General features: G+C 70.3%; 17 protein-coding genes. 13 read left to right on the top strand and 4 right to left on the bottom strand.

The window, feature by feature from the left end; all coding sequences use genetic code 11:
• Positions 1 to 62: 62 nt before the first annotated feature.
• Positions 63 to 419 carry a response regulator gene (locus KYK13_RS16925; protein ID WP_223645561.1) on the top strand — a complete coding sequence of 119 codons (357 nt, stop codon included), beginning with the start codon at positions 63 to 65 and terminating at the stop codon, positions 417 to 419.
• Positions 420 to 599: 180 nt separating this feature from the next.
• Positions 600 to 2,243 (top strand): chaperonin GroEL, encoded by a 1,644-nt coding sequence (groL, locus tag KYK13_RS16930; protein ID WP_223645562.1) that lies wholly within the window; start codon positions 600 to 602, stop codon positions 2,241 to 2,243.
• A gap of 90 nt (positions 2,244 to 2,333) precedes the next feature.
• On the opposite strand, the gene sinK is transcribed toward groL, so the two are convergent.
• Complete coding sequence (gene sinK, locus KYK13_RS16935; RefSeq protein ID WP_223645564.1) at positions 2,334 to 3,851, bottom strand: hybrid histidine protein kinase/response regulator SinK; 1,518 nt, start codon at positions 3,849 to 3,851, stop codon at positions 2,334 to 2,336.
• Between the two features lie 152 nt (positions 3,852 to 4,003).
• Here sinK and KYK13_RS16940 point away from each other — a divergent pair, with 152 nt between their 5' ends.
• Positions 4,004 to 4,393 (top strand): demethoxyubiquinone hydroxylase family protein, encoded by a 390-nt coding sequence (locus tag KYK13_RS16940; RefSeq protein WP_223645566.1) that lies wholly within the window; start codon positions 4,004 to 4,006, stop codon positions 4,391 to 4,393.
• A 13-nt stretch (positions 4,394 to 4,406) separates the two neighbouring features.
• On the opposite strand, the gene KYK13_RS16945 is transcribed toward KYK13_RS16940, so the two are convergent.
• Entirely contained in the window at positions 4,407 to 5,798 is a 1,392-nt protein-coding gene (locus tag KYK13_RS16945) for a diguanylate cyclase (RefSeq protein ID WP_223645568.1), read from the bottom strand.
• Between KYK13_RS16945 and KYK13_RS16950 the strand changes: the two genes are divergently transcribed.
• From KYK13_RS16950 to nadC, 4 genes are all read left to right on the top strand, one after another.
• Entirely contained in the window at positions 5,797 to 6,663 is an 867-nt protein-coding gene (locus KYK13_RS16950) for a chemotaxis protein CheW (protein WP_370645379.1), read from the top strand. The two genes, KYK13_RS16945 and KYK13_RS16950, sit on opposite strands and share 2 nt — an antisense overlap.
• 117 nt (positions 6,664 to 6,780) lie before the next feature.
• Positions 6,781 to 8,058 (top strand): PleD family two-component system response regulator, encoded by a 1,278-nt coding sequence (locus KYK13_RS16955; protein ID WP_223645572.1) that lies wholly within the window; start codon positions 6,781 to 6,783, stop codon positions 8,056 to 8,058.
• Positions 8,059 to 8,111: 53 nt separating this feature from the next.
• A complete protein-coding gene (locus KYK13_RS16960; protein ID WP_223645574.1) occupies positions 8,112 to 11,570 on the top strand; it encodes a valine--tRNA ligase in 3,459 nt (1,152 codons plus the stop codon).
• Between the two features lie 10 nt (positions 11,571 to 11,580).
• Positions 11,581 to 12,459, top strand: coding sequence for a carboxylating nicotinate-nucleotide diphosphorylase (gene nadC, locus KYK13_RS16965; protein ID WP_223645576.1), 879 nt, complete (start codon positions 11,581 to 11,583; stop codon positions 12,457 to 12,459).
• A 92-nt stretch (positions 12,460 to 12,551) separates the two neighbouring features.
• On the opposite strand, the gene KYK13_RS16970 is transcribed toward nadC, so the two are convergent.
• On the bottom strand, positions 12,552 to 14,171 hold the full coding sequence (locus KYK13_RS16970) for an alkaline phosphatase family protein (RefSeq protein ID WP_223645578.1): 1,620 nt from the start codon (positions 14,169 to 14,171) through the stop codon (positions 12,552 to 12,554).
• 93 nt (positions 14,172 to 14,264) lie between these two features.
• On the opposite strand from KYK13_RS16970, the gene KYK13_RS16975 reads away from it, so the two are divergent.
• The 4 genes from KYK13_RS16975 to KYK13_RS16990 all read left to right on the top strand — a co-directional run bounded on the left by KYK13_RS16975 (position 14,265) and on the right by KYK13_RS16990 (position 16,737).
• Positions 14,265 to 14,675, top strand: coding sequence for a thioesterase family protein (locus KYK13_RS16975; RefSeq protein ID WP_223646636.1), 411 nt, complete (start codon positions 14,265 to 14,267; stop codon positions 14,673 to 14,675).
• A 42-nt stretch (positions 14,676 to 14,717) separates the two neighbouring features.
• On the top strand, positions 14,718 to 15,683 hold the full coding sequence (glpX, locus tag KYK13_RS16980; protein WP_223645580.1) for a class II fructose-bisphosphatase: 966 nt from the start codon (positions 14,718 to 14,720) through the stop codon (positions 15,681 to 15,683).
• 44 nt (positions 15,684 to 15,727) lie between these two features.
• A complete protein-coding gene (locus tag KYK13_RS16985) occupies positions 15,728 to 16,153 on the top strand; it encodes a type II toxin-antitoxin system RatA family toxin (protein ID WP_223645582.1) in 426 nt (141 codons plus the stop codon).
• A gap of 404 nt (positions 16,154 to 16,557) precedes the next feature.
• A complete protein-coding gene (locus KYK13_RS16990) occupies positions 16,558 to 16,737 on the top strand; it encodes a hypothetical protein (protein ID WP_223645585.1) in 180 nt (59 codons plus the stop codon).
• Between the two features lie 105 nt (positions 16,738 to 16,842).
• On the opposite strand, the gene KYK13_RS16995 is transcribed toward KYK13_RS16990, so the two are convergent.
• Positions 16,843 to 17,931, bottom strand: coding sequence for an ADP-ribosylglycohydrolase family protein (locus KYK13_RS16995; protein ID WP_223645587.1), 1,089 nt, complete (start codon positions 17,929 to 17,931; stop codon positions 16,843 to 16,845).
• Positions 17,932 to 18,011: 80 nt separating this feature from the next.
• Here KYK13_RS16995 and eno point away from each other — a divergent pair, with 80 nt between their 5' ends.
• Together eno and surE are read left to right on the top strand one after the other, a co-directional pair.
• Entirely contained in the window at positions 18,012 to 19,310 is a 1,299-nt protein-coding gene (eno, locus tag KYK13_RS17000; RefSeq protein ID WP_223645589.1) for a phosphopyruvate hydratase, read from the top strand.
• A 2-nt stretch (positions 19,311 to 19,312) separates the two neighbouring features.
• The gene (gene surE / locus KYK13_RS17005) at positions 19,313 to 20,104 is read left to right on the top strand and encodes a 5'/3'-nucleotidase SurE (RefSeq protein ID WP_223645591.1); all 792 of its coding nucleotides are present in this window, start codon (positions 19,313 to 19,315) and stop codon (positions 20,102 to 20,104) included.
• Positions 20,105 to 20,118 lie beyond the last annotated feature (14 nt).

Here is a 20,118-nt window from a genome sequence, read left to right on the forward strand (position 1 = left end):
TCGCGTTGTCAACGACCGGCGTCGCTGTTACCTTCCACCGCCCCGTTTCGGCCCGAACCTCCGTGAACATCCTGGTCGTCGACGACGATTACGAGCTGTGCACCATGCTCTCTCGCTACCTGGAGATGCATGGCTACACCGTGTTCTCGGCGTCGGACGCGCTCCAGGCCCTGGACATCATGGAGCGTCACCCCGTGGGCCTGGTCATCACGGACTACCTGATGCCCCACCTGGACGGCATCCACTTCACGGAGATGCTGAAGGCGGACCCCCGCTTCCAGAACATCTCCGTCCTGATGATGACCGCCAGCACGGACGCCAACATCTCCGACAAGGGCCTGCGCAAGGGCGTCGCCATCACCCTGCAGAAGCCGTTGGACATGGGGCAGCTGCTCAACCTCGTGCGCTTCGCGGAGTAGGCGCCATTCCCGCCTGCCCGGGCCCCCCGTCCGGGCGGGCGGGAAGCCGTCCTCAGCCCCACACGCCTGCCCCTTTCCGTTGACATCGTCGATGCGGCCCTTATGTTGGCGCTCGACATGGCCGAGTGCTAACGGCCATCCCCATTCGCAGAAATTCCCCAAGTATCTTCGGAGGTTACGATGGCAGCGAAGGAAATCTTCTTCCATCAGTCCGCGCGCGATTCCATCCTGCGTGGCGTCCGGGTCCTCGCGGACGCGGTCGCGGTGACGCTCGGTCCCAAGGGCCGCAATGTCGTCATCGAGAAGAGCTTCGGCTCGCCCACCATCACCAAGGACGGCGTCACCGTCGCCAAGGAGATCGATCTCGAGAACCGCTTCGAGAACATGGGCGCGCAGATGGTGAAGGAGGTCGCGTCGAAGACCTCCGACAAGGCCGGCGACGGCACCACCACGGCGACGGTGCTCGCGCGCGCCATCTATGAGGAGGGCCTGAAGCTGGTGGCCGCCGGCCACAGCCCCATGGACCTCAAGCGCGGCATCGACAAGGCGGTGGAGGTGGTGGTGGCGGAGCTGAAGAAGCTCTCCAAGCCCACGTCCGACAAGCAGTCCATCGCGCAGGTGGGCACCATCTCCGCCAACGGCGACGAGACCATCGGCACCATCATTGCGGACGCGATGGAGAAGGTGGGCAAGGAGGGCGTCATCACCGTCGAGGAGGCCAAGGGCCTGGAGACGACGCTCGACGTGGTGGAGGGCATGCAGTTCGACCGCGGCTACGTGTCGCCGTACTTCGTCACGAACCGCGACCGCATGGAGGTCGTGCTGGACGACCCCTACATCCTCATCAGCGAGAAGAAGGTCTCGTCGATGCAGGACATGATCCCCGTGCTGGAGCAGGTCGCTCGCTCGGGCAAGCCGCTGCTCATCATCGCGGATGACATCGAGGGCGAGGCCCTGGCCACCCTGGTGGTGAACAAGATCCGCGGCGTGCTGAACGTGGCCGCGGTGAAGGCGCCGGGCTTCGGCGACCGCCGCAAGGAGATGCTCAAGGACATCGCCACGCTGACGGGCGGCATGGTGGTGAGCGAGGAGCTGGGCCACAAGTACGAGAACCTGACCCTCAACGACCTGGGCCGCGCCAAGCGCATCACGGTGGACAAGGACAACACCACCATCGTGGACGGTGCCGGCCAGAAGGCGGACATCGAGGGCCGCATCAAGCTCATCCGCACCCAGATCGAGACGGTCACCAGCGACTACGACCGCGAGAAGCTCCAGGAGCGCATGGCGAAGCTCGTGGGCGGCGTGGCGGTCATCAACGTCGGCGCGGCGACCGAAGTGGAGATGAAGGAGAAGAAGGCCCGCGTGGAGGACGCGCTGCACGCGACCCGCGCGGCCGTCGAAGAGGGCATCGTCCCCGGCGGCGGCGTGGCCTACATCCGCAGCCTCAAGGCGCTGGACGGCCTGAAGCTGGGCGGCGAGCAGGACTTCGGCGTGGAGATCATCCGCAAGGCGCTGCAGGAGCCGCTGCGCAAGATCTCCAGCAACGCCGGCATCGAGGGCGCGGTCGTCATCAACAAGGTGAAGGAAGGCACGGGCGCGTTCGGCTTCAACGCGCGCACGGAGGTCTACGAGGACCTGGAGAAGGCCGGCGTCATCGACCCGACGAAGGTCGAGCGCACCGCGCTGCAGAACGCCGCCTCCGTGGCGTCCCTGCTGCTCACCACCGAGGCGATGATCGCGGAGCGCCCGAAGAAGAAGGCCAAGGGCGGCGCGGGCGGCGGCGCCATGCCGGAGTACGGCGGCGACGACATGGACTACTGAGCCTCGCTGAAGGCTCCGTAGCGCCGTAGGAATCTTCCGGCCCCGGTGGGCCTCCGCGCGATGCGGAGGCGCCCGGGGCCGGGGTCTTTTTCAGGCCGGGGTCTTCTTGAAGGCCAGGGCCAGCTCGCGGCTGAGCGCCGCGGTGTCGGAGAGCAGCTTGGGCAGGCACGCGGCGGCCCCGGCGCGCAGGGACGCCAGCGCCGTGTCCATGGTGAGGTGTTCCGCCAGGACGACGAAGGGCGCGCCCTGGCTCAGGCCCCGCGCCAGCTCCAGCGCCTTCTTGCCGTAGGCCGGCGCGAAGTCCCACGACACCACCACGCCCACGGGCGGCTCCAGCGGGGGCACCTCCGCGCTGGCGACGACGCGCGCCTCCAGCCCCAGCTGCGTCAGCGCCTCGGAGATGAGCCGCGCGGTGGCCGGGTTGTCCTCCAGCACGTCCACGCGGCGCAGGGTGGCGGCGGGGGCCGGGGCGGGCGGCGCGGCCGGCGTGTACAGCGCCTGGCGCAGGAGCGCGCGCACCTGGCGGATGTCATCGAAGGGCTTGAGCAGGTAGTCCACCACGCCCAGCTGCAGCGCCTGCTGCGTCGTCACCAGCGAGGGATAGCCCGTCATCAGGATGACGCGCGACGCGGGGTCCAGCTTGCGCGCGTGCTGGGCCAGCTCCAGGCCGGACAGCCCGGGCAGGTTCTTGTCCGTGACGATGAGGTCCACGCGCGACGCGCGGAGGATTTCGAGCGCGGCCTCGCCCGTGGCCGCTTCAATGACCTCGCACTCCTTGTCCATCAGGTCCTTGAAGACCATCCGGATGATGCCCTCGTCGTCCACCACCAGGAGCCGCTTGCGCGGCGGGCGGGGCGCGTCCGTGGGCGGGAAGAGCACGCGGAACACCGTGGCCGGGGGCGGCACCTCGCGCAGCGTCGTGGGCGGCACCAGGGCAATCTGCGCGTGGTGCTCCTGGGCGATGCGCCGGCAGACGGCGAGCCCCAGCCCCGTGCCGCGTTTGCTGGCGGAGACGTAGGGCTCGAAGATGCGCGTGCGCAGCTCGTCCGGGATGCCCGGGCCCCAGTCGGACACGTAGAGGGCCGCGGACGCGCCTTCCCGCGCGAGCGTCACCTTCACGCGGCCGCGGCCGGACATGGCGTCGCGCGCGTTGTTGAGCAGGTTGAGCGTGAGCTGCTCGATGAGGCGCGCGTTGCCCTGGACGGTGAGGTCCTCGGGGGCCTCCACCTCCAGCGAGATGCGCGCCGAGTCCGGGTTCACGCTGAACACCTTCGCCGCCGCCCAGATGGGCGCGGCCAGGGACAGCCGCTGCTGCGGGGCCGGCCGCTCGCTGGCCAGGCGGATGAAGTCGGAGACGATCTGCTCCATCCGCTCCACCTGCGCGAGCAGCAGCTTCAGCGGGCCGCTGGAGCCGCCCTCCTCGGCCAGGAGCTGGGCGTAGGCCTTCGCGCCCAAGAGGGGCTGGCGCAGCTCGTGGAGGACCTCCGCGGCGACCTGGTGGGTGTGGGCGTTGGCGCGTTGCAGCGCCACGGCCGCGAGCCGTGCCTTCTCCAAGTCCCCCGCGTCCAGGGCCTGGAGCAGCTGCGTGAGCGGCGAGGGGGTCTCCATGCGAGGGAGCATGGCGGAGGCGGGTGTTCACACGCAACGCACCCCCGGCGGGATTCGGTTGACCGCGCTCGCGGCCGAACGGATGCTCGTGAGCGCCCTCCAGCCGTGCCCGCCTGGCCCGCTGGGGACCCTCCCTGTCGCAGAGGCCCTTCATGCCGCAGACGAACCCGTTCCACTCGCTGGTGCCCCGGAAGCTGACGGACTCCGAACTGGCCCGCTCCATCCGGCTCAACATCGAGGCGGAGCTGGATGCCATCAACCTCTATGCCGCGCACCTGGACGCGACGGACAACGAGGAGGCGAAGGCCATCCTGCGGCACGTGATGGACGAGGAGCGCGAGCACGCCGCCCTGTTCTGGCAGCTCATCGCGCGGTTGGACCCGGAGCAGGCCCAGCACGACCGCGAGGCCTCGCAGAAGTACCACCTCATCACCACCGGCGCCCCTCACGAAGCGGTGGAGGCGGTGGGGGAGGGCGGTGGCGCCGAGCCCGCGGAGGTGGAGCTGCCCAAGCGCCTCACCGTGGGCAGCCTGCGCAAGTAGCGCGGCGGCCGGCTCAGCCGCCCTGGCCCTGCTGGGGCGGCGGATTCTGACGGCGCTCGGCCGGAGTGGCCTCCAGGTCCTGCGCCGCCATGTAGACGACGTTGCGCGTGCCGCGCTTGCCCCGGTACATGGCCCGGTCGGACAAATCCAACAGGTGGTCCTTGTCCTGGGCGTGCTCGGGGAAGCTGGCCACGCCGATGCAGGTGGTGAGCTTGAGCGCCAGCCCCTCGCGGCCCAGGAACTGATGGGTCTCCATGGTGCGGCGGATGCGCTCGGCGACCTTGAGGGCCCCGCCGGAGTCCGTGCCGCGCAGCAGCACCACGTACTCGTCGCCGCCGAAGCGCGCCACCACGTCCGGGTCGCGCACGCAGCCCTTGAGCACGCGCGCGGCCTCCACCAGCACGCGCGAGCCCACCAGGTGGCCGTGCGTGTCGTTGATGGCCTTGAAGCGGTCCAGGTCCAGGAACAGCAGGGAGAAGGGGCGCTCGGTCTGCAGGGCCTCGTTCACCTCGCGATCCAGCACCAGGTGCAGGTAGCGCGTGTTGAACAGGCGGGTGAGGTCGTCGACGTACGCCAGGTCCTCCACGGCGGCGAAGCGGCCCATGTTGCGCAGGGCCAGGGCCCAGTTGCGCACGAGGAATCCCACCGTCTCCGCGTGGTGCTCCGCGGGCGCGCTGTCGTGGAAGAGCACCGCGTGGCCCAGCACCAGGTCGCCGTCCATGGCGGGGAAGGAGAGGGTGCGCGGCCACGGCACCTGCAGGCCGTCGAGCGAGAGGGACGTACGCGTGCCCGAGAGCCGCTCGATGAGCTGCGGCACGAGCGCCTCATGAAGGTCCACCGGCAGCCCGCGCATGCCATGCGAGCGGAAGCCCGTGCCGGAGGGATCGCGCTCCAGGAGCATCACCGCGGAGGCGTTGGCCATGGACTCCAGCGCGTCGGCGGCGGCCGTGGACAGGCGCTCGCGGTCGAGCGTGGTGGCGATGCGCTGGCCCGCCTCCAGGAGCGCGACGTGCTGCCGCAGGGACGCGTTCTCGCGCATCAGGTCGCGCGTGGTGAGCGCGCGGCGCAGCGCGTGCTCCAGGGCCTCCGGCGCCACGGGTTTGACGAGGTACTCCGCCGCGCCGCTCTTGATGGCGCGCACCGCGGGGGCCACCTTGTCCAGGCCGGTGATGACCACCACCTCCACGCCGGGGTAGCGCTCGCGCACGTGGCGGAGCACCTCCATGCCGTCGCCGCCGGGGAGGATGAGGTCGGTCACCACCGCATCGAACCGCTCCGCGGAGAGGGCGGCCTTCGCATCCGCCACGCCAGGCACCGCCGTGACGAGGTGGCCCGCGGCCGTGAGGTAGTCGCCGTAGAGATTGCGGGCGATCTTTTCGTCGTCGACGAGGAGCAGTCGCGCCATGACTGTTCTCGGCTTAGCACCCAACGCCGGAAGGCTGCTAGGGTCCCGGGCCGTGCCCTTTGAAAGCGGACGGCGGCTCTGCCTGCTGGTGGAGGCCGGTGAGACGCGCTACGCGGTGGAGGCCACGTCCGTCATCGAGGTCGCGATGCCGGGCGCACGCGGCGCGAGCCTGCGCGGCGTACTCGAGGTGAAGGACCTCTCCGCGCTGCTCGGCGGCCCGCCCGAGGACGTGCCAGGCATGGTCGTGGTGCTGGACGTCAGCCCCACGCTCGCGGTGCGGGTGCGCTCCGTGGTGGAGGTCGCGGACGTCGCGCGGGATCCGTTCTTCCTCTTGCCCCCGGGCCTGGCGGACTCGCTGGCTCCGCTCAGCCGGGGCGCGGTGCTGCACAAGGACCGGCTGTACCTGGAGCTCATCGTGGAGGCGCTGCCGCACCGGGCGGGCCCCCGGGCGACCCCACCGGAGTCCCGGCCCGTGCACTGGGCGGACGTGCCCCCGGAGCGGGCGCTGGTGCTGGAGTCGCAGGGGGTGCTCTTCGGCGTGCCGCTCGCTTGCGTCTCCCAGGTGGTGCCCCGGGGCGAGGCCTTCAGCGTGCTCCCGGTGCAGAGCGGGCCGGTGGCGGGGGTCTATCCCCACGCACAGGCGTTGTGGCCCATCTGCTCGATTCCGGCCCTCCTGGGGGCGCCGGCCCGGGTGGAGGAGCTGTTCGTCCTCACGGAGCTGGCGGGCCGGAACGTGGGGCTGGCGGCCACCCGGGTGCTCGGCGTGCTGCAGAAGTTCAAGCCGGCCGAGCTGCCTGGAACATTCCGGGCGCCAGGGCTGCCGGATCCGGTGATGTTACTGGACCTGCAGCGCATGTTTTCTTGATCGGCCCAAAGCGCGAATCCTAAGCTTCTCCGATTGACACAGGGCGTGCAGGCAGGCTTGCTCGCCCGAAATCTCAAACGAATTCAGGGGGGTATGCGCCCCCCGAGGCCGGAGCCGATGCCCAAGAATCTGCTGATCGCCGACGACTCGCTCACCATCCGCAAGGTGATCGGGATGATCTTCGCGACGGAAGACTTCCAGGTGACCGCGGTGGACAACGGGCTGGACGCCATCTCCCGCACGCGTGAGCTGCGTCCGGACGTGGTGCTCGCCGACGTGATGATGCCGGGCAAGAGCGGCTACGAGGTCTGCGAGGCGCTCAAGAACGACCCCGCCACGCAGGGCATCCCGGTGCTGCTCCTGGCCGGCACCTTCGAGGCGTTCGACGAGAACCGCGCGAAGGCCGCCCGGGCGGACGACCACATCACCAAGCCCTTCGAGAGCCAGATCCTCCTGGACAAGGTGAAGGCGCTGGTGGGCCAGAAGTCCAACACGATGCCCGCCTCCGCCGCGACGCGCGTGCTGCCCCAGGCCGCCGCTCCGGGCGCCCCGGCCGCTGCTCCGCCCGCCGCGGTGCCTCCGGGCGCGCGTCCCGCGGGTGCGCCGCCTCCGGGCGCGGTGCCTCCGGGGGCCCGTCCTCCGGGGCCGGGCGTGCCTCCGCCTCCGGGCGCGCGTCCTCCGGGCGCGGGTGTTCCGCCGCCTCCCGGCGCGGCGCGTCCGCTGCCGGGCGCGGTGCCTCCGGGGGCCCGTCCTCCGGGCGCGCCGCCAGCTGGCGCCATGCCCCCGGGCGCGCGTCCTCCTCCCGGTGCCATGCCTCCGGGCGCGCGTCCTCCGGGTGCCGTGCCCCCGGGCGCGGTTCCTCCCGGCGCGCGTCCGCCGGGGCCGGGCGTACCGCCTCCCGGCGCGCGGCCTCCGGGGCCGGGCGTGCCTCCGCCTCCGGGCATGGCCGCGCGTCCTCCGGGCCCTGGTGCTCCGAGCATCCCGGGTGGCTTCCCGCGTCCTCCGGGCGCCGCGACGCTGCCGTCCGCGCCTCCTCCGGCCGCGGTGCCGCCGGCGGCCCGGGCCCGGGATCCGTTCGGGCTGGGCGCACCGTCCGCTCCGCCCGCGGCGCAGGCCCGCCAGGAGAGCATCCGCATCGAGGACTCGCTGCCGGACACCAGCGGTGCGGAGGAGATCTCCCTGGACATCGGCGGGCCTCCGGCCCCTGCCGCCCCGCCCGCGCCCCAGGCCCGTCCGGCCGCGGATGGCGGCGAGGCGCTGCTGCGCGAGGCGCTGTCGAAGGCGTCCCGCGAGGTCATCGAGAAGATCGCCTGGGAGGTCGTCCCGCAGCTGGCGGAGACCATCATCCGGGAAGAGCTGGAGCGGCTCATCAAGGACCGCGAGACCCAGCATTGATTCGCAGTTCCCTCTGATTCCCCGCCGGCCCCGTCGGGGGCCGGCCGCTTGCAATGACTGACACGACTGAACTGTCCAAGGCCTACGAGCCCTCCGAAGTGGAGGCGCGGTGGTACAACCACTGGCTGGAGCGCAACTACTTCCGCGCCGAAGCCCCTTCCGCCAAGCCGCCGTTCAGCATCGTGCTGCCGCCGCCCAACGTGACGGGCAGCCTGCACATCGGCCACGCGCTCACCGCGACCATCCAGGACATCCTCACGCGCTGGAAGCGGATGAGCGGCTTCAACGCGCTCTGGCTGCCCGGCACGGACCACGCGGGCATCGCCACGCAGATGGTGGTGGAGAAGGAGCTCAAGAAGACGGAAGGCAAGAGCCGCCACGACCTGGGCCGCGAGGCGTTCCTCGAGCGCGTCTGGACGTGGAAGGGCAAGTTCGGCGCGCGCATCGGTGAGCAGCACCGCTACCTGGGCGCGTCGCTGGACTGGAGCCGCGAGCGCTTCACCATGGACGAGGTGTCCTCGGCCGCGGTGCGCGAGGTGTTCGTCCGGCTGTACGAAGAGGGCCTGATGTACCGGGCCCAGAAGCTCATCAACTGGTGCCCGTCCTGCCGCACGGCCCTCTCCGACCTCGAGGTGGAGCACGAGGAGAAGAACGGCTCGCTCTGGCACATCCGCTACCCGGTGAAGGACAGCGACCGGACGCTCACGGTGGCGACCACGCGCCCGGAGACGCTCCTGGGCGACACGGCCGTCGCCGTGCACCCGGAGGATCCGCGCTACCTGGGCCTGGTGGGCCGCAGCGTGAGCCTGCCGCTCACCGACCGCGAGATCCCCATCATCGCGGACGCGGAGCTGGTGAACATGGAGTTCGGCACCGGCGTGGTGAAGGTCACGCCCGCGCACGACTTCAACGACTACCAGACGGGCCTGCGCCACAAGCTGCCGATGCTGTCCATCCTGGACGAAGCGGCGCGGATGACGAAGGACACCGGCAAGTACGCGGGCCTGGATCGCGCGGAGGCGCGCAAGCAGGTGCTGGCGGACCTGACGGAGCAGGGCCTGCTGGAGAAGGAGGAGCCGCACAAGCTGAGCGTGGGCACCTGCCAGCGCTGCGCCACGGTGGTGGAGCCGCGCCTGTCGCCGCAGTGGTTCATCAAGATTGAACCGCTGGCGAAGCCGGCCATCGAGGCGGTGCAGCAGGGCCGCACGAAGTTCGTCCCCGAGTCCTGGACGAACACGTACTTCCACTGGATGAACAACATCCACGACTGGTGCGTGAGCCGCCAGCTGTGGTGGGGCCACCAGATCCCCGCGTGGTACTGCACGGCGTGCACGCCCCCCGAGGAGCGCTCGAAGGACACCGCGGACGTCATCGTGTCGCGCACGGCGCCGGAGTCCTGCCCCAAGTGCGGCGGCAAGGAGCTGACGCAGGATCCGGACGTGCTGGACACCTGGTTCTCGTCCGCGCTGTGGCCGTTCTCCACGCTGGGCTGGCCGAAGCAGACGGCGGACCTCCAGACCTTCTACCCGACGTCCGTGATGGAGACGGGCCACGACATCATCTTCTTCTGGGTCGCCCGGATGATGATGATGGGCCTGCACTTCATGAACGACGTGCCCTTCCGCACCGTGTACCTGCACGCGATGGTGCGCGACGAGAAGGGCGAGAAGATGTCCAAGACGAAGGGGAACGTGATTGATCCCCTGGACGTCATCCTCGGCGCGAAGGCGGAGTCGCTGCAGCCGTCCTTGCGCAACCGCTTCCCGCAGGGCATGCCCGCGTTCGGCGCGGACGCGCTGCGCTTCACGCTCGCGTCGCTCACGCAGCAGGGCCGGGACATCAAGCTGTCCATGGACCGGCTGGGGGGCTACAAGGCGTTCTGCAACAAGCTGTGGAACGCCAGCCGCTTCGCCCTGATGAACATGGGCGACTTCAGCCTGGACAAGACGCCGCTGGAGGGCCGCGCGCTGACGCTGGCGGACCGGTGGATCCTCTCCCGGCTGCAGAAGGCCACGATGGAGACGCACGCCTCGCTGGAGGCGTTCGGCTTCGCGGAGGCCGCGTCCACGCTGTACCAGTTCCTGTGGGCGGAGTTCTGCGACTGGTACATTGAACTGGCCAAGGGCTCGCTGTACGGCGACGACGCGGAGGCCAAGGACACCACGCGCGCGGTGCTGGTGACGTGCCTGGATCGCATCCTGCGGCTGATGCACCCGTTCATGCCGTTCATCACCGAGGAGATCTGGCAGAAGCTGCCGATGTCCCGGCCCACGGAGAGCATCTGCATCGCGGCGTACCCGGAGCCGGAGCCGGCCCGGGTGGACGCGGGCGCGGAGGCGGAGATGGCGCCGGTCATCGCGGCCATCGAGGGCGTGCGCACGCTGCGCGGCGAGAGCAACCTGCCGCCGTCCGCCAAGGTGAAGGCGGTGGTGCAGAGCCCGGACGCGACGACGCGCGAGCTGTTGGAGCGCTGGCGCGCGTACCTGATGCCGCTCGCGGGTCTGTCCGAGGTGGTGGTGGGCCCTCCGGGCGCCAAGCCTCCGCAGGCGGCGGCGTTCGTGAGCGGCAACCTGGAGATCTACGTGCCCCTGGCGGGCCTGGTGGACCTGGACGCGGAGCGCGACCGCCTGAAGAAGGAGATCGCCCGCTCCGAGCAGGAGCTCGCCGGTTTGCAGCGCAAGCTGGACAACCCGAACTTCGTGGCCCGTGCTCCGCCGGACGTGGTGGAGAAGGACAAGGCCCGGGTGGCGGAGCTCCAGGAGCGCACGGTCAAGCTGCAGGATCACCTCCAGCGCATCGCCCCGGAGCCCCCCATGTCCGAGACGCCGTCGCCATTACCGGGCAGCACCGAGTCCGAAGCCCCTGAAGCGTCCGAAGTCCCCGCGCCCGAGACCGCGCAGGTGAAGGTGGCCACCGAGCCGCCGGCACCAAAGGGCGAAGAGGTGAACCTGGGCCAGGAGCTGAAGGGTGAGATCGAGGCGGAAGAGGCCTCGAAGTCGCCCCAGGCGGCGGATCCGGTGGTGGAGGAGGCGCTCAACAAGCTGCGCGAGGGCACCAAGGAAGGCCTGTCCGCGGCGGACCACCACGACCTGGGCGTCGCGTACATGAGCATGGGGCTCGTGGACGATGCGATGCGCGAGTTCGACCGGGCCAAGGAGGGTGGCGACACCCGTGAGGCGCCGGAGGGCTCGGCGGAGCCGGTGAAGGCCCCCGCGAAGAAGGCCGCGGGGAAGAAGGCTTCCGCGAAGAAGGCCGCGGGCAAGAAGACCGCCGCGAAGGCCGCGGGCAAGAAGGCCCCTGCGAAGAAGGCGGCGGGCAAGAAGGCTCCGGCGAAGAAGGCCGCGGGCAAGAAGCCGGCCGCGAAGAAGGCCTCTGCGAAGAAGGCCGCGGGCAAGAAGGCTCCGGCGAAGAAGGCCTCCGCGAAGAAGGCGGCGGGGAAGAAGACCGCCGCGAAGAAGGCGGCGGCGAAGAAGTCCACTCGGGGCAAGCCGGCTCGCAAGGCGCGCCGGTAGGAGGCAGAAGGTGCAGCAGGATTATCTCGATCGGCTCATCGCGCTGTCCCTCGACGAGGACCTCGGTGCGGCGGGGGACGTCACCTCGCTGGCGGTGGTCCCCGCGGATGCGGAGGGCAGCGGTGAGCTGGTCGCGAAGGAGCAGATGATCATCGCCGGCCTGGATGCCTTCGTCCGCGTCTTCCACATGGTGGACGCGGAGGTGGACGTGCAGGTCCTCAAGCGGGACGGCGAGGAGATCAAACCGAAGGTCGTCGCCGCGAAGGTCCACGGCAAGCTGCGCTCGCTGCTGGCCGCGGAGCGCACCGCGCTCAACCTGGTGCAGCGCGCGGCGGGCATCGCGACGCTGGCCCAGCAGGCGGTGACGGCGGTGCGGGGGTCGAAGCTGCGGGTGCTGGACACGCGCAAGACGCCGCCGGGCATGCGTGGGCTCGCGAAGCACGCGGTGCGCATGGGCGGCGCGTCCAACCACCGCTTCGGCCTCTTCGACGGAATCCTCATCAAGGACAATCACATCGCGGCGGTGGGTGGCGACATCACCGAAGCGGTGCGCCGCGCGAAGCTGAATGGTCCCCGGCTGGTGAAGATCGAGGTGGAGGTCACCAACTTCAAGCAGCTGGAGGAGGCGCTCGTGGCGGGCGCGGACGTCATCATGTTGGACAACATGGACGACGCGCAGATCCGCGAAGCGGTGAAGCTGACGGCGAACCGCGTGCCCATCGAGGTGTCGGGCGGCGTCACGCTGGACCGGCTGCCGCGGCTGGCGAAGCTGGGCGTGGACTTCGTGTCCATGGGCGCGCTGACGCACTCGGCGCGGGCCATGGACCTGTCGCTGGAGATCCAGACGACGAAGAGGTCCGCACGCAAGCCCCGCTCCGCGCAGGGCTGACGCACGGCTTTCAGTCATGGTGACTTGAAGGGCAGGGCGGGTCGGTGGAAGCCGACTCGACCTGCCCTTTGCGTTTCATGCGTGCCGGGTGCTCACCGTGCCCCGGTGAGCGCCTCCGCGCGCGGCTTGCCCTCCGCCGACGCGGGCATCCCCATCTCCAGCAGCGCGGACAGGGTCGGGGCCACGTCCACGGGGTTGATCTCCTCCAGATACAACCCCGGCTTCACGCCCTTGCCCGCGAACACCACGGGCACCTGCGTGTCATACGAATACGGCGTGCCGTGGTTCGTGCCGCGCGGATAGTCGCTCACCACCTGGAACGGCTTCGCCATGAACACCACGTCACCGCTGCGCACCGGGTAGTAGCCACGGCGCATCGCCGCCATGAGCCCTCCCGCGTCGGAGGCCGTGTCCAGGTCGTCCTTCGCCACCGCCCACGCCGCGTAGGGCTGCTTCGCCAGCCACGCCGCCGCCGCGCGCCGCACCGCCACCGCCTCCACCTGGCCGGACTCCAGCGCCTTGCCGCCCAGGTACACATCCAGCTCCAACATCTTCGCCGTCACGTCCACACCGAACTTCGCCTTCAGCTCCTGCGTCAGCCCCTTCGCCGCCTCCACCGGGTTGAGCCGCGCCGCCGGCACGCCCGCCTGCGCCCACGCCTCCGGGATCTCCGCGCCGCCGTGGTCCGCCGACAGCGCGATGACCAGGTTCGCCTTGCCCCCCGCCGCGCGCTCGGCCGCGGCGATGAGCTCTCCAATCGCCTGATCCAACCGCAGCATCGTGTCCTGCATCTCCCACGAGTACGGCCCGAACGCGTGGAACACCGCGTCCGTGCCGCTGAAGCTCACCGCGAGGATGTCCGGCACGTCGTCCTTGCCCAGGCCCTCGCCCTCCAGCGCCGCCTTGGCCGCCTGCACCAGCAGGTCATGCGAGTACCCCGACACCGCGAACGCCCGGTACGACGCCGGCCCGGGCGCCTGGAGCCCGCCCTTCAGCTCATGCGGGAACACGCGCCCCATGCCGTAGGCCTCCGGCTCCATGGGGCGGTCATCTTCGCCCACGTACTCGGCGCGCGGCCGCGACAGCTCCCACGTCTTGCTGAACCCCGCGTCCGCCAGCTTGCGCGCGTTGAACGCCTGCATCCACGCGGGCTCCTCCTTCGCGTACCAGGTGCTCGTCACCATCCGCCCCGTGGCCTCGTCGAACCACCAGGCCTGGCCCTGCCGCCCGGCCAGCGGAATGGCCGCGCGCGCCTTGTACGACAGCGCCACCACCTTGCCCCGGCCCTGCGTGGCCACGCGCAGCCGGTCCGCCAGCGTCTCCGCCATCAGGTTCACCGGGCTCGTGTCCGACCCCGGGGGCGTCTCCGCGTTCAACACCGGATGCGTCGGGTCCGTGTAGACCTGGACCGCCTGGCCCGCAGCGCGGTCGTAGGTGTCGTTGTCCACGATGCCGTGGCGCCAGGGGTTCGCGCCCGTGGCCAGCGTCGCGTGGCCCGGAGCCGTCCGGGCCTCCGCGTAGGCGTACCGGGCGTAGGGGAAGTACGCGCCAGTGGAGAGCAGCCGCCCCAGGCCCCCCGTGAGGCGCGGACGGCTTCGGAGCAGGAGGTCGCTGCCCAGCGCGTCCACGCTGATGAACAGCGTGAGCTTCGGGGCCTTGGCGGAGGCGGGCAGGGCGAAAAGCAGCAGGAGGGCGGCGAGCAGACGCGACATGGGGCGGCAGCCTCTCCGGGCGGATGAACAGAAGCAACCAACATGAGCGCCCGCCGCTTGGACACGTCACCCCGCCCTGATATGGCCGCCCCAATGGTCGAGGCACGGCTGCGCGTCATCTATGGCGACACGGATCAGATGGGGGTCGTCTACTACGCGAACTACTTCCGCTACTTCGAGTTCGCCCGCAGCGAGTTCTTCCGTGCCCACGGAGGCAGCTACCGGGAGCTGGAGAGCACCGGGCTGCTCCTGCCCGTGGTGGAGGCCAGCGCCGCGTACAAGGCCTCCGCGCGCTACGACGACATGCTCCTCATCCGCACCACCCTGAGCGAGTTGCGCCGCGCGTCACTCGTGTTCACATACGAGCTGCTGCGCGACGGGGACGTCCCCGCGCTCCTGTGCACCGGCCGCACCATGCACGCCTGCGTGGGGCGCGACGGCAGGCCCCAGCGGCTCCCCGAAGCCATCGCCCGCCTGAAGGCCGCGGACGACACCGACACCTGACTTTCTTCCCTTCCCGTATTCCCGAACGAGGAGCACCCGACAATGGATCGCAACCTGGCAATGGAGGTCGTGCGCGTCACCGAGATGGCGGCCATCGCCTCCGCCCGCCTCATGGGCCGCGGCAACAAGGACGAGTCCGACCAGGCCGCCGTGGACGCGATGCGCCGCGCCTTCGACGCGCTGCACATCGACGGCACGGTCGTCATCGGCGAGGGCGAGCGCGACGAGGCGCCCATGCTCTACATCGGTGAGAAGGTGGGCCGCCGCGAGGACGGCGCCCCCCCGGTGGACATCGCCCTGGACCCGCTGGAGGGCACCAACCTGTGCGCCTACGGCCGCCCGGGCTCCATCTCCGTCGTGGCCATGTCCAGCCAGGGCGGCCTGCTCAACGCGCCCGACACGTACATGGAGAAGCTCGCCGTGGGCCCGCGCGCCAAGGGCGCCATCGACCTGCGCAAGTCCCCCACGGAGAACCTGCGCTCCATCGCGGAGCGCATGAAGCTCTACGTGGAGGACCTCACGGTCATGATTCTGGACCGCGAGCGCCACGCCGACCTCATCAAGGAGGTCCGCGCCGCGGGCGCCCGCGTGCGCCTCATCGAGGACGGTGACGTGGCGGGCGCCATCGCCACCTGCTTCGAGGGCTCCGGCGTGGACGTGCTCATGGGCATCGGCGGCGCGCCTGAAGGCGTCATCGCCGCGGCCGCCATCCGCGCCACCGGCGGCGACATGCAGGGCCGGCTCGTGCCCCGCAACCAGGGCGAGATTGAACGCGCGAAGAAGATGGGCATCACCGACATCCACAAGATCTACGCCGCGGAGGACCTGGCCAGGGGCGAGGTGATGTTCGCGGCCACCGGCGTCACCAGCGGCGACTTCCTCAAGGGCGTGCGCTTCTTCGGCGGCGGCTGCGAGACGCACTCCGTCGTCATGCGCAGCAAGACGGGCACCGTCCGCTTCATCCAGTCCATCCACAAGTTCGACAAGAAGCCGGGCTACGCGCCGTAAGCTGTCCGTCGGACTCGACCCCCCAGCCTCCCGGAGACACCGCCATGGCCGGCGCCACGCGCACCATCACCATCAACGCCCCCGTCGAGAAGGTCTTCGACATCATCACGAACTACGACCGCTACCCGGAGTTCCTCCCGGAGGTGAAGAAGATCACCACCGGGAAGCGCCAGGGGAACACCGTCGAGGTGCACTACGAGGTCGATGTGGTGAAGCGCATCCGCTACTCCATCCGCGTCACCGAGGAGCGCCCCAAGCGCATGTCCTGGACCTTCATCGAGGGCGAGGTGATGAAGGACAACAAGGGCAGCTGGACGCTGGAGCCCGAGGGCGAGGGCAAGACGCGCGCGACCTACAACGTGGAGATGGCCCTGGGCGCCCTCATCCCCAAGGCCATCATCAACACCCTCACGGAGACCCAGCTCCCCAAGATGCTGGACGCCTTCAAGCGCCGCGCCGAGAGCACCTAGGCCTCCCCGGCGCCTGACGTCCTGCGTCGGCTTTCCGCCCGCCTGCCTGTCCTCCTCCACGGCCCGGGCCGTGCAAGAGAGCAGGAGGGCGGGCGGGCCCTTTTCGGCCGGAGCCGTGCCACGCGACGGCAGGGGGGCCACCTGAAATGAGTCGTGTTGCAGCGCGCGGCGGACGCATTAGGATCAGGCGAATTTTGAACGTCCACGGGCGACGCTCTGACATCCGTGGCACGGTGGCCCTGGCCTGGATGTCCGAAGCTGGACGAGCAGCCATGCGGAACCAGGGGGCCATCCCCAGAAAGAAACCGGGGTTCTTAATTTGCATCAAAGAGATGTGGAAGTGGTAAGGGGGCGGGACGGCGGGCGTACATTGGGGTACGTAGGCTGAGGGAGAAACCGAACCCATGCTCGACGCGTTCATCATTGAAGAAATCAAGCGCCGCGAGCGGCTCCGCCGCGAGGATTACGAGCGGCCGGTGGTGGAGCTCCCACTGCCTGCACCCGATGACCGTCCCCACCGGAGGACGGACACCGAGGACGAGAAGCCGTCGCGAGGCGTTGTCGTCATCGACCTTCGCGCCTGATGACCCATCCCACCCGTGGCTCCGGTGCCACGGCGTGTCTTCAAGCCCGCGGCCGGGCCGACCCTCGAAGGGCGGCTCCCGCGGGCTTCTCACTTGCGGGCGGCCTTACGCCGGTGCCAGGAGCAGCAGGTGCCGGGGGTGGTACACCTCCCACAGCACCGTGCCCTTCTGGAGGGGGTTGTAGGGCTGCAAGGCCAGGAGGACCTTCTGGCGCCACTCCTCCGGCAGGGCCTCCTCCCCATGGAAGGCGCCCACCAGGGCTCCCGTCACGGCGGCGTGGACCTCCGTGTCGCCGCCCCGGTGGATGACGTCCAGCAGCGCGGCCTCGGCCGTGGGGACGTGGAGCAGCTCCCAGAAGGCCAGCCGGAACGCGGCACGCACCGCGTTGTTGCCGGGCCGGTGCATGTGCAGCTCCGGCCCGTAGAGCTGCGGGTCGTCCCTGGCCGCGAGGGCCAGGTCCTCGCGCAGCAGGGCCGCGGCCTGGGCCACCTCCTGCACGTAGTCCTTCTCCTGCTTCCCCAGGGCGGCGCCCGCCAGGGAGATGCCCACCTCGGCGGCGGGCAGCAGGTCCGCGGCCTTCAGGTTCGGGCCACCCGTCACCGCCTTGGCGATGGCGGCGCACAGCCCCGCGCTGGCCAGCTGGCTGCGCGGGTCGAAGTGGGTGAGGGCGGTGTCCTCCAGCGCGGCCTTCGCCAGCGCGAACGAGTCCCTCGCCAGGTGGATGCCCAGGGGGACCACCCGCGGCAGGGCGCCCGCGGGGGCCAGGCGCCGGAGGTTCTTCAACCAGACGCGCTTGCCGGAGTGCATCAGCTGCGGCGGGAGGCTGGCGTCACATTCCTGGAACAGCTCCTTCATGGGCTCGCTGACGGAGATGGCGTGGGACTGCCAGGCCCGGTAGCGCTTGAGGGCGTCCCCCGCGTCGTAGCGCTTCATGTCCCGCAGGCTCAGGGCCAGCGCCACCGCCAGCTGGGTGGGTTCCGTCACCTGCCCCTTGCGCAGGTCGTGCGGGCCGCCTCCGTGCATGCCCAGGTACGGCCCCTCGGCGAGCTGGGGGAAGGCCGGCGCGTAGAAGGGCCTCCCCGCGGTGGGGACGGCGAGCGCGTTGCCGATGGCGAGGCCCAGCAGGGCCCCCCGGGCGCGCTGGCCGGGCAACGGGTCGGGCCCCGTGGTGCGTCGCTTGGGAGGAGGAGGCATTCGGCGGCTGGACACTGTAGCAGGCGGCCCTTGCGAGCGCGCTTGCCCGTTCTGGCCGTGCCCCGTAGAAACGGCGCCCTATGACCGAGATCGCTCAAATCCTGGCGCGTGAAGTGCTCGATTCCCGTGGCAACCCGACCGTGGAGGCCGAAGTGCTGCTCGTGGGCGGCTCGCGTGGCCGCGCGACGGTGCCGTCCGGTGCCTCCACCGGCGAGCACGAGGCGCACGAGCTGCGGGACGGCGACAAGAGCCGCTACCTGGGCAAGGGCGTGCAGAAGGCCGTGGACCACGTGCGCGACACCATCGGGCCGGCGCTCATCGGCATGGACGCCGTGGACCAGGTGGCCGTGGACAAGCGGATGATCGAGCTGGACGGCACGTCCACCAAGTCCAAGCTGGGCGCCAACGCCATCCTCGCCGTCTCCATGGCCACCGCGCGCGCCGCGGCGGACGCGCACGGCCTGCCGCTGTACCGCTACGTGGGCGGCCTCCAGGCGCGCACGCTGCCCGTGCCGCTGATGAACATCCTCAACGGCGGCGCGCACGCGGACACCCGCGTGGACGTGCAGGAGTTCATGGTGGTGCCCGCCGGCGCCAAGACGTTCGCGGAGGGCCTGCGCTGGGGCGCGGAGGTGTTCCACGCGCTCAAGAAGATCCTCAAGGGCCGCAAGCTGGCCACGGGCGTGGGCGACGAGGGCGGCTACGCCCCGGACCTGCCGGCCAACGAGGAGGCGCTCAAGCTGATCATGGAGGCCATCGACGCCGCGGGCTTCAAGGCCGGCGAGCAGGTGTTCCTCGCGCTGGACGTGGCCGCGAGCGAGTTCTTCGACAAGGGCTCCAAGAAGTACAAGCTCAAGGGCGAGGGCAAGGAGTACGACTCGCAGGGCCTGCTGGAGTACTACCGGAGCCTCAGCCAGAAGTACCCCATCATCTCCATCGAGGACGGCATGGCGGAGGATGACTGGGAGGGGTGGAAGAAGCTCACCGACGCGCTGGGTGACAAGGTCCAACTGGTGGGCGACGACCTCTTCGTCACCAACGTGGAGCGCCTGTCCAAGGGCATCGAGACGGGCACGGCGAACTCCATCCTGGTGAAGGTGAACCAGATTGGTTCGCTCACGGAGACGTTCGACGCGGTGCGCATGGCGCACAAGGCGGGCATGACGTCCATCATGAGCCACCGCTCCGGCGAGTCCGAGGACACCACCATCGCGGACCTGGCGGTGGCGCTGGACTGCGGGCAGATCAAGACGGGCTCGGCGTCGCGCTCCGACCGCGTGGCCAAGTACAACCAGCTGCTGCGGATTGAAGAGGAGCTGGGGTCCGGGGCCCGGTACGCCGGCCGGTCCGCCTTCCGCTCGCTCGCGAAGAAGCAGTGACCGTGAGCACTTCGCGTCCCCGCATCCTCGTCTCCAACGACGACGGCTACTTCTCCGAGGGGTTGCAGACGCTGGTGGAGGCGGTCAGCCCGCTGGGCGAGGTGTGGGTGGTGGCGCCTGACCGCGAGCAGAGCGCCGCCTCCCATGCCATCAGCCTGCACCGGCCGCTGCGCATCAAGGAGGTGCGCGAGCGGTGGTTCGCCGTGGACGGCACCCCCACGGATTGCTCGTATTTGGCGGTGAACCACCTGCTGAAGGACAATCGTCCCCAGCTCATGGTCTCCGGCATCAATCACGGCGCGAACCTGGCGGACGACGTCACGTACTCCGGGACGGTGGCGGCGGCCATGGAGGCGGCGTTCCTGGGCGTCCCGGCCATCGCGTTCAGCCTGGTGACGCGGGGGCCGTTCGACTTCGGGCCGGCGGGCCGCTTCGCGCGGGCGCTGGTGACGGAGGCGCTGGCCCGGCCCCTGCCGCCGAGGATGCTCCTCAACGTGAACATCCCGGGGGGCGTGGAGCCGGACGGCTACGTCATCACCCGGCAGGGGCGGCACTCCTACGGCTACAACGTCGTGGAGAAGGAGGACCCGCGCGGCCGCAAGTACTACTGGATTGGCGGCACGGAGTACGCGCACGAGGACATCCCGGGCAGCGACTGCAACGCCGTCTTCGACGAGAAGCGCGTGTCGGTGACGCCGCTGCACTTCGAGATGACCGACCACGGTCGCATCCCCGAGCTCTCGGGGTGGAACCTGCAGGGCTTCACGCGGCATGGTTCGGGCGGCGGTGCCTGAGGTTGGGGCCGGGC

It is taken from the genome of Corallococcus sp. EGB (assembly GCF_019968905.1).
In the GTDB taxonomy this organism is placed as follows: Bacteria; Myxococcota; Myxococcia; order Myxococcales; family Myxococcaceae; genus Corallococcus.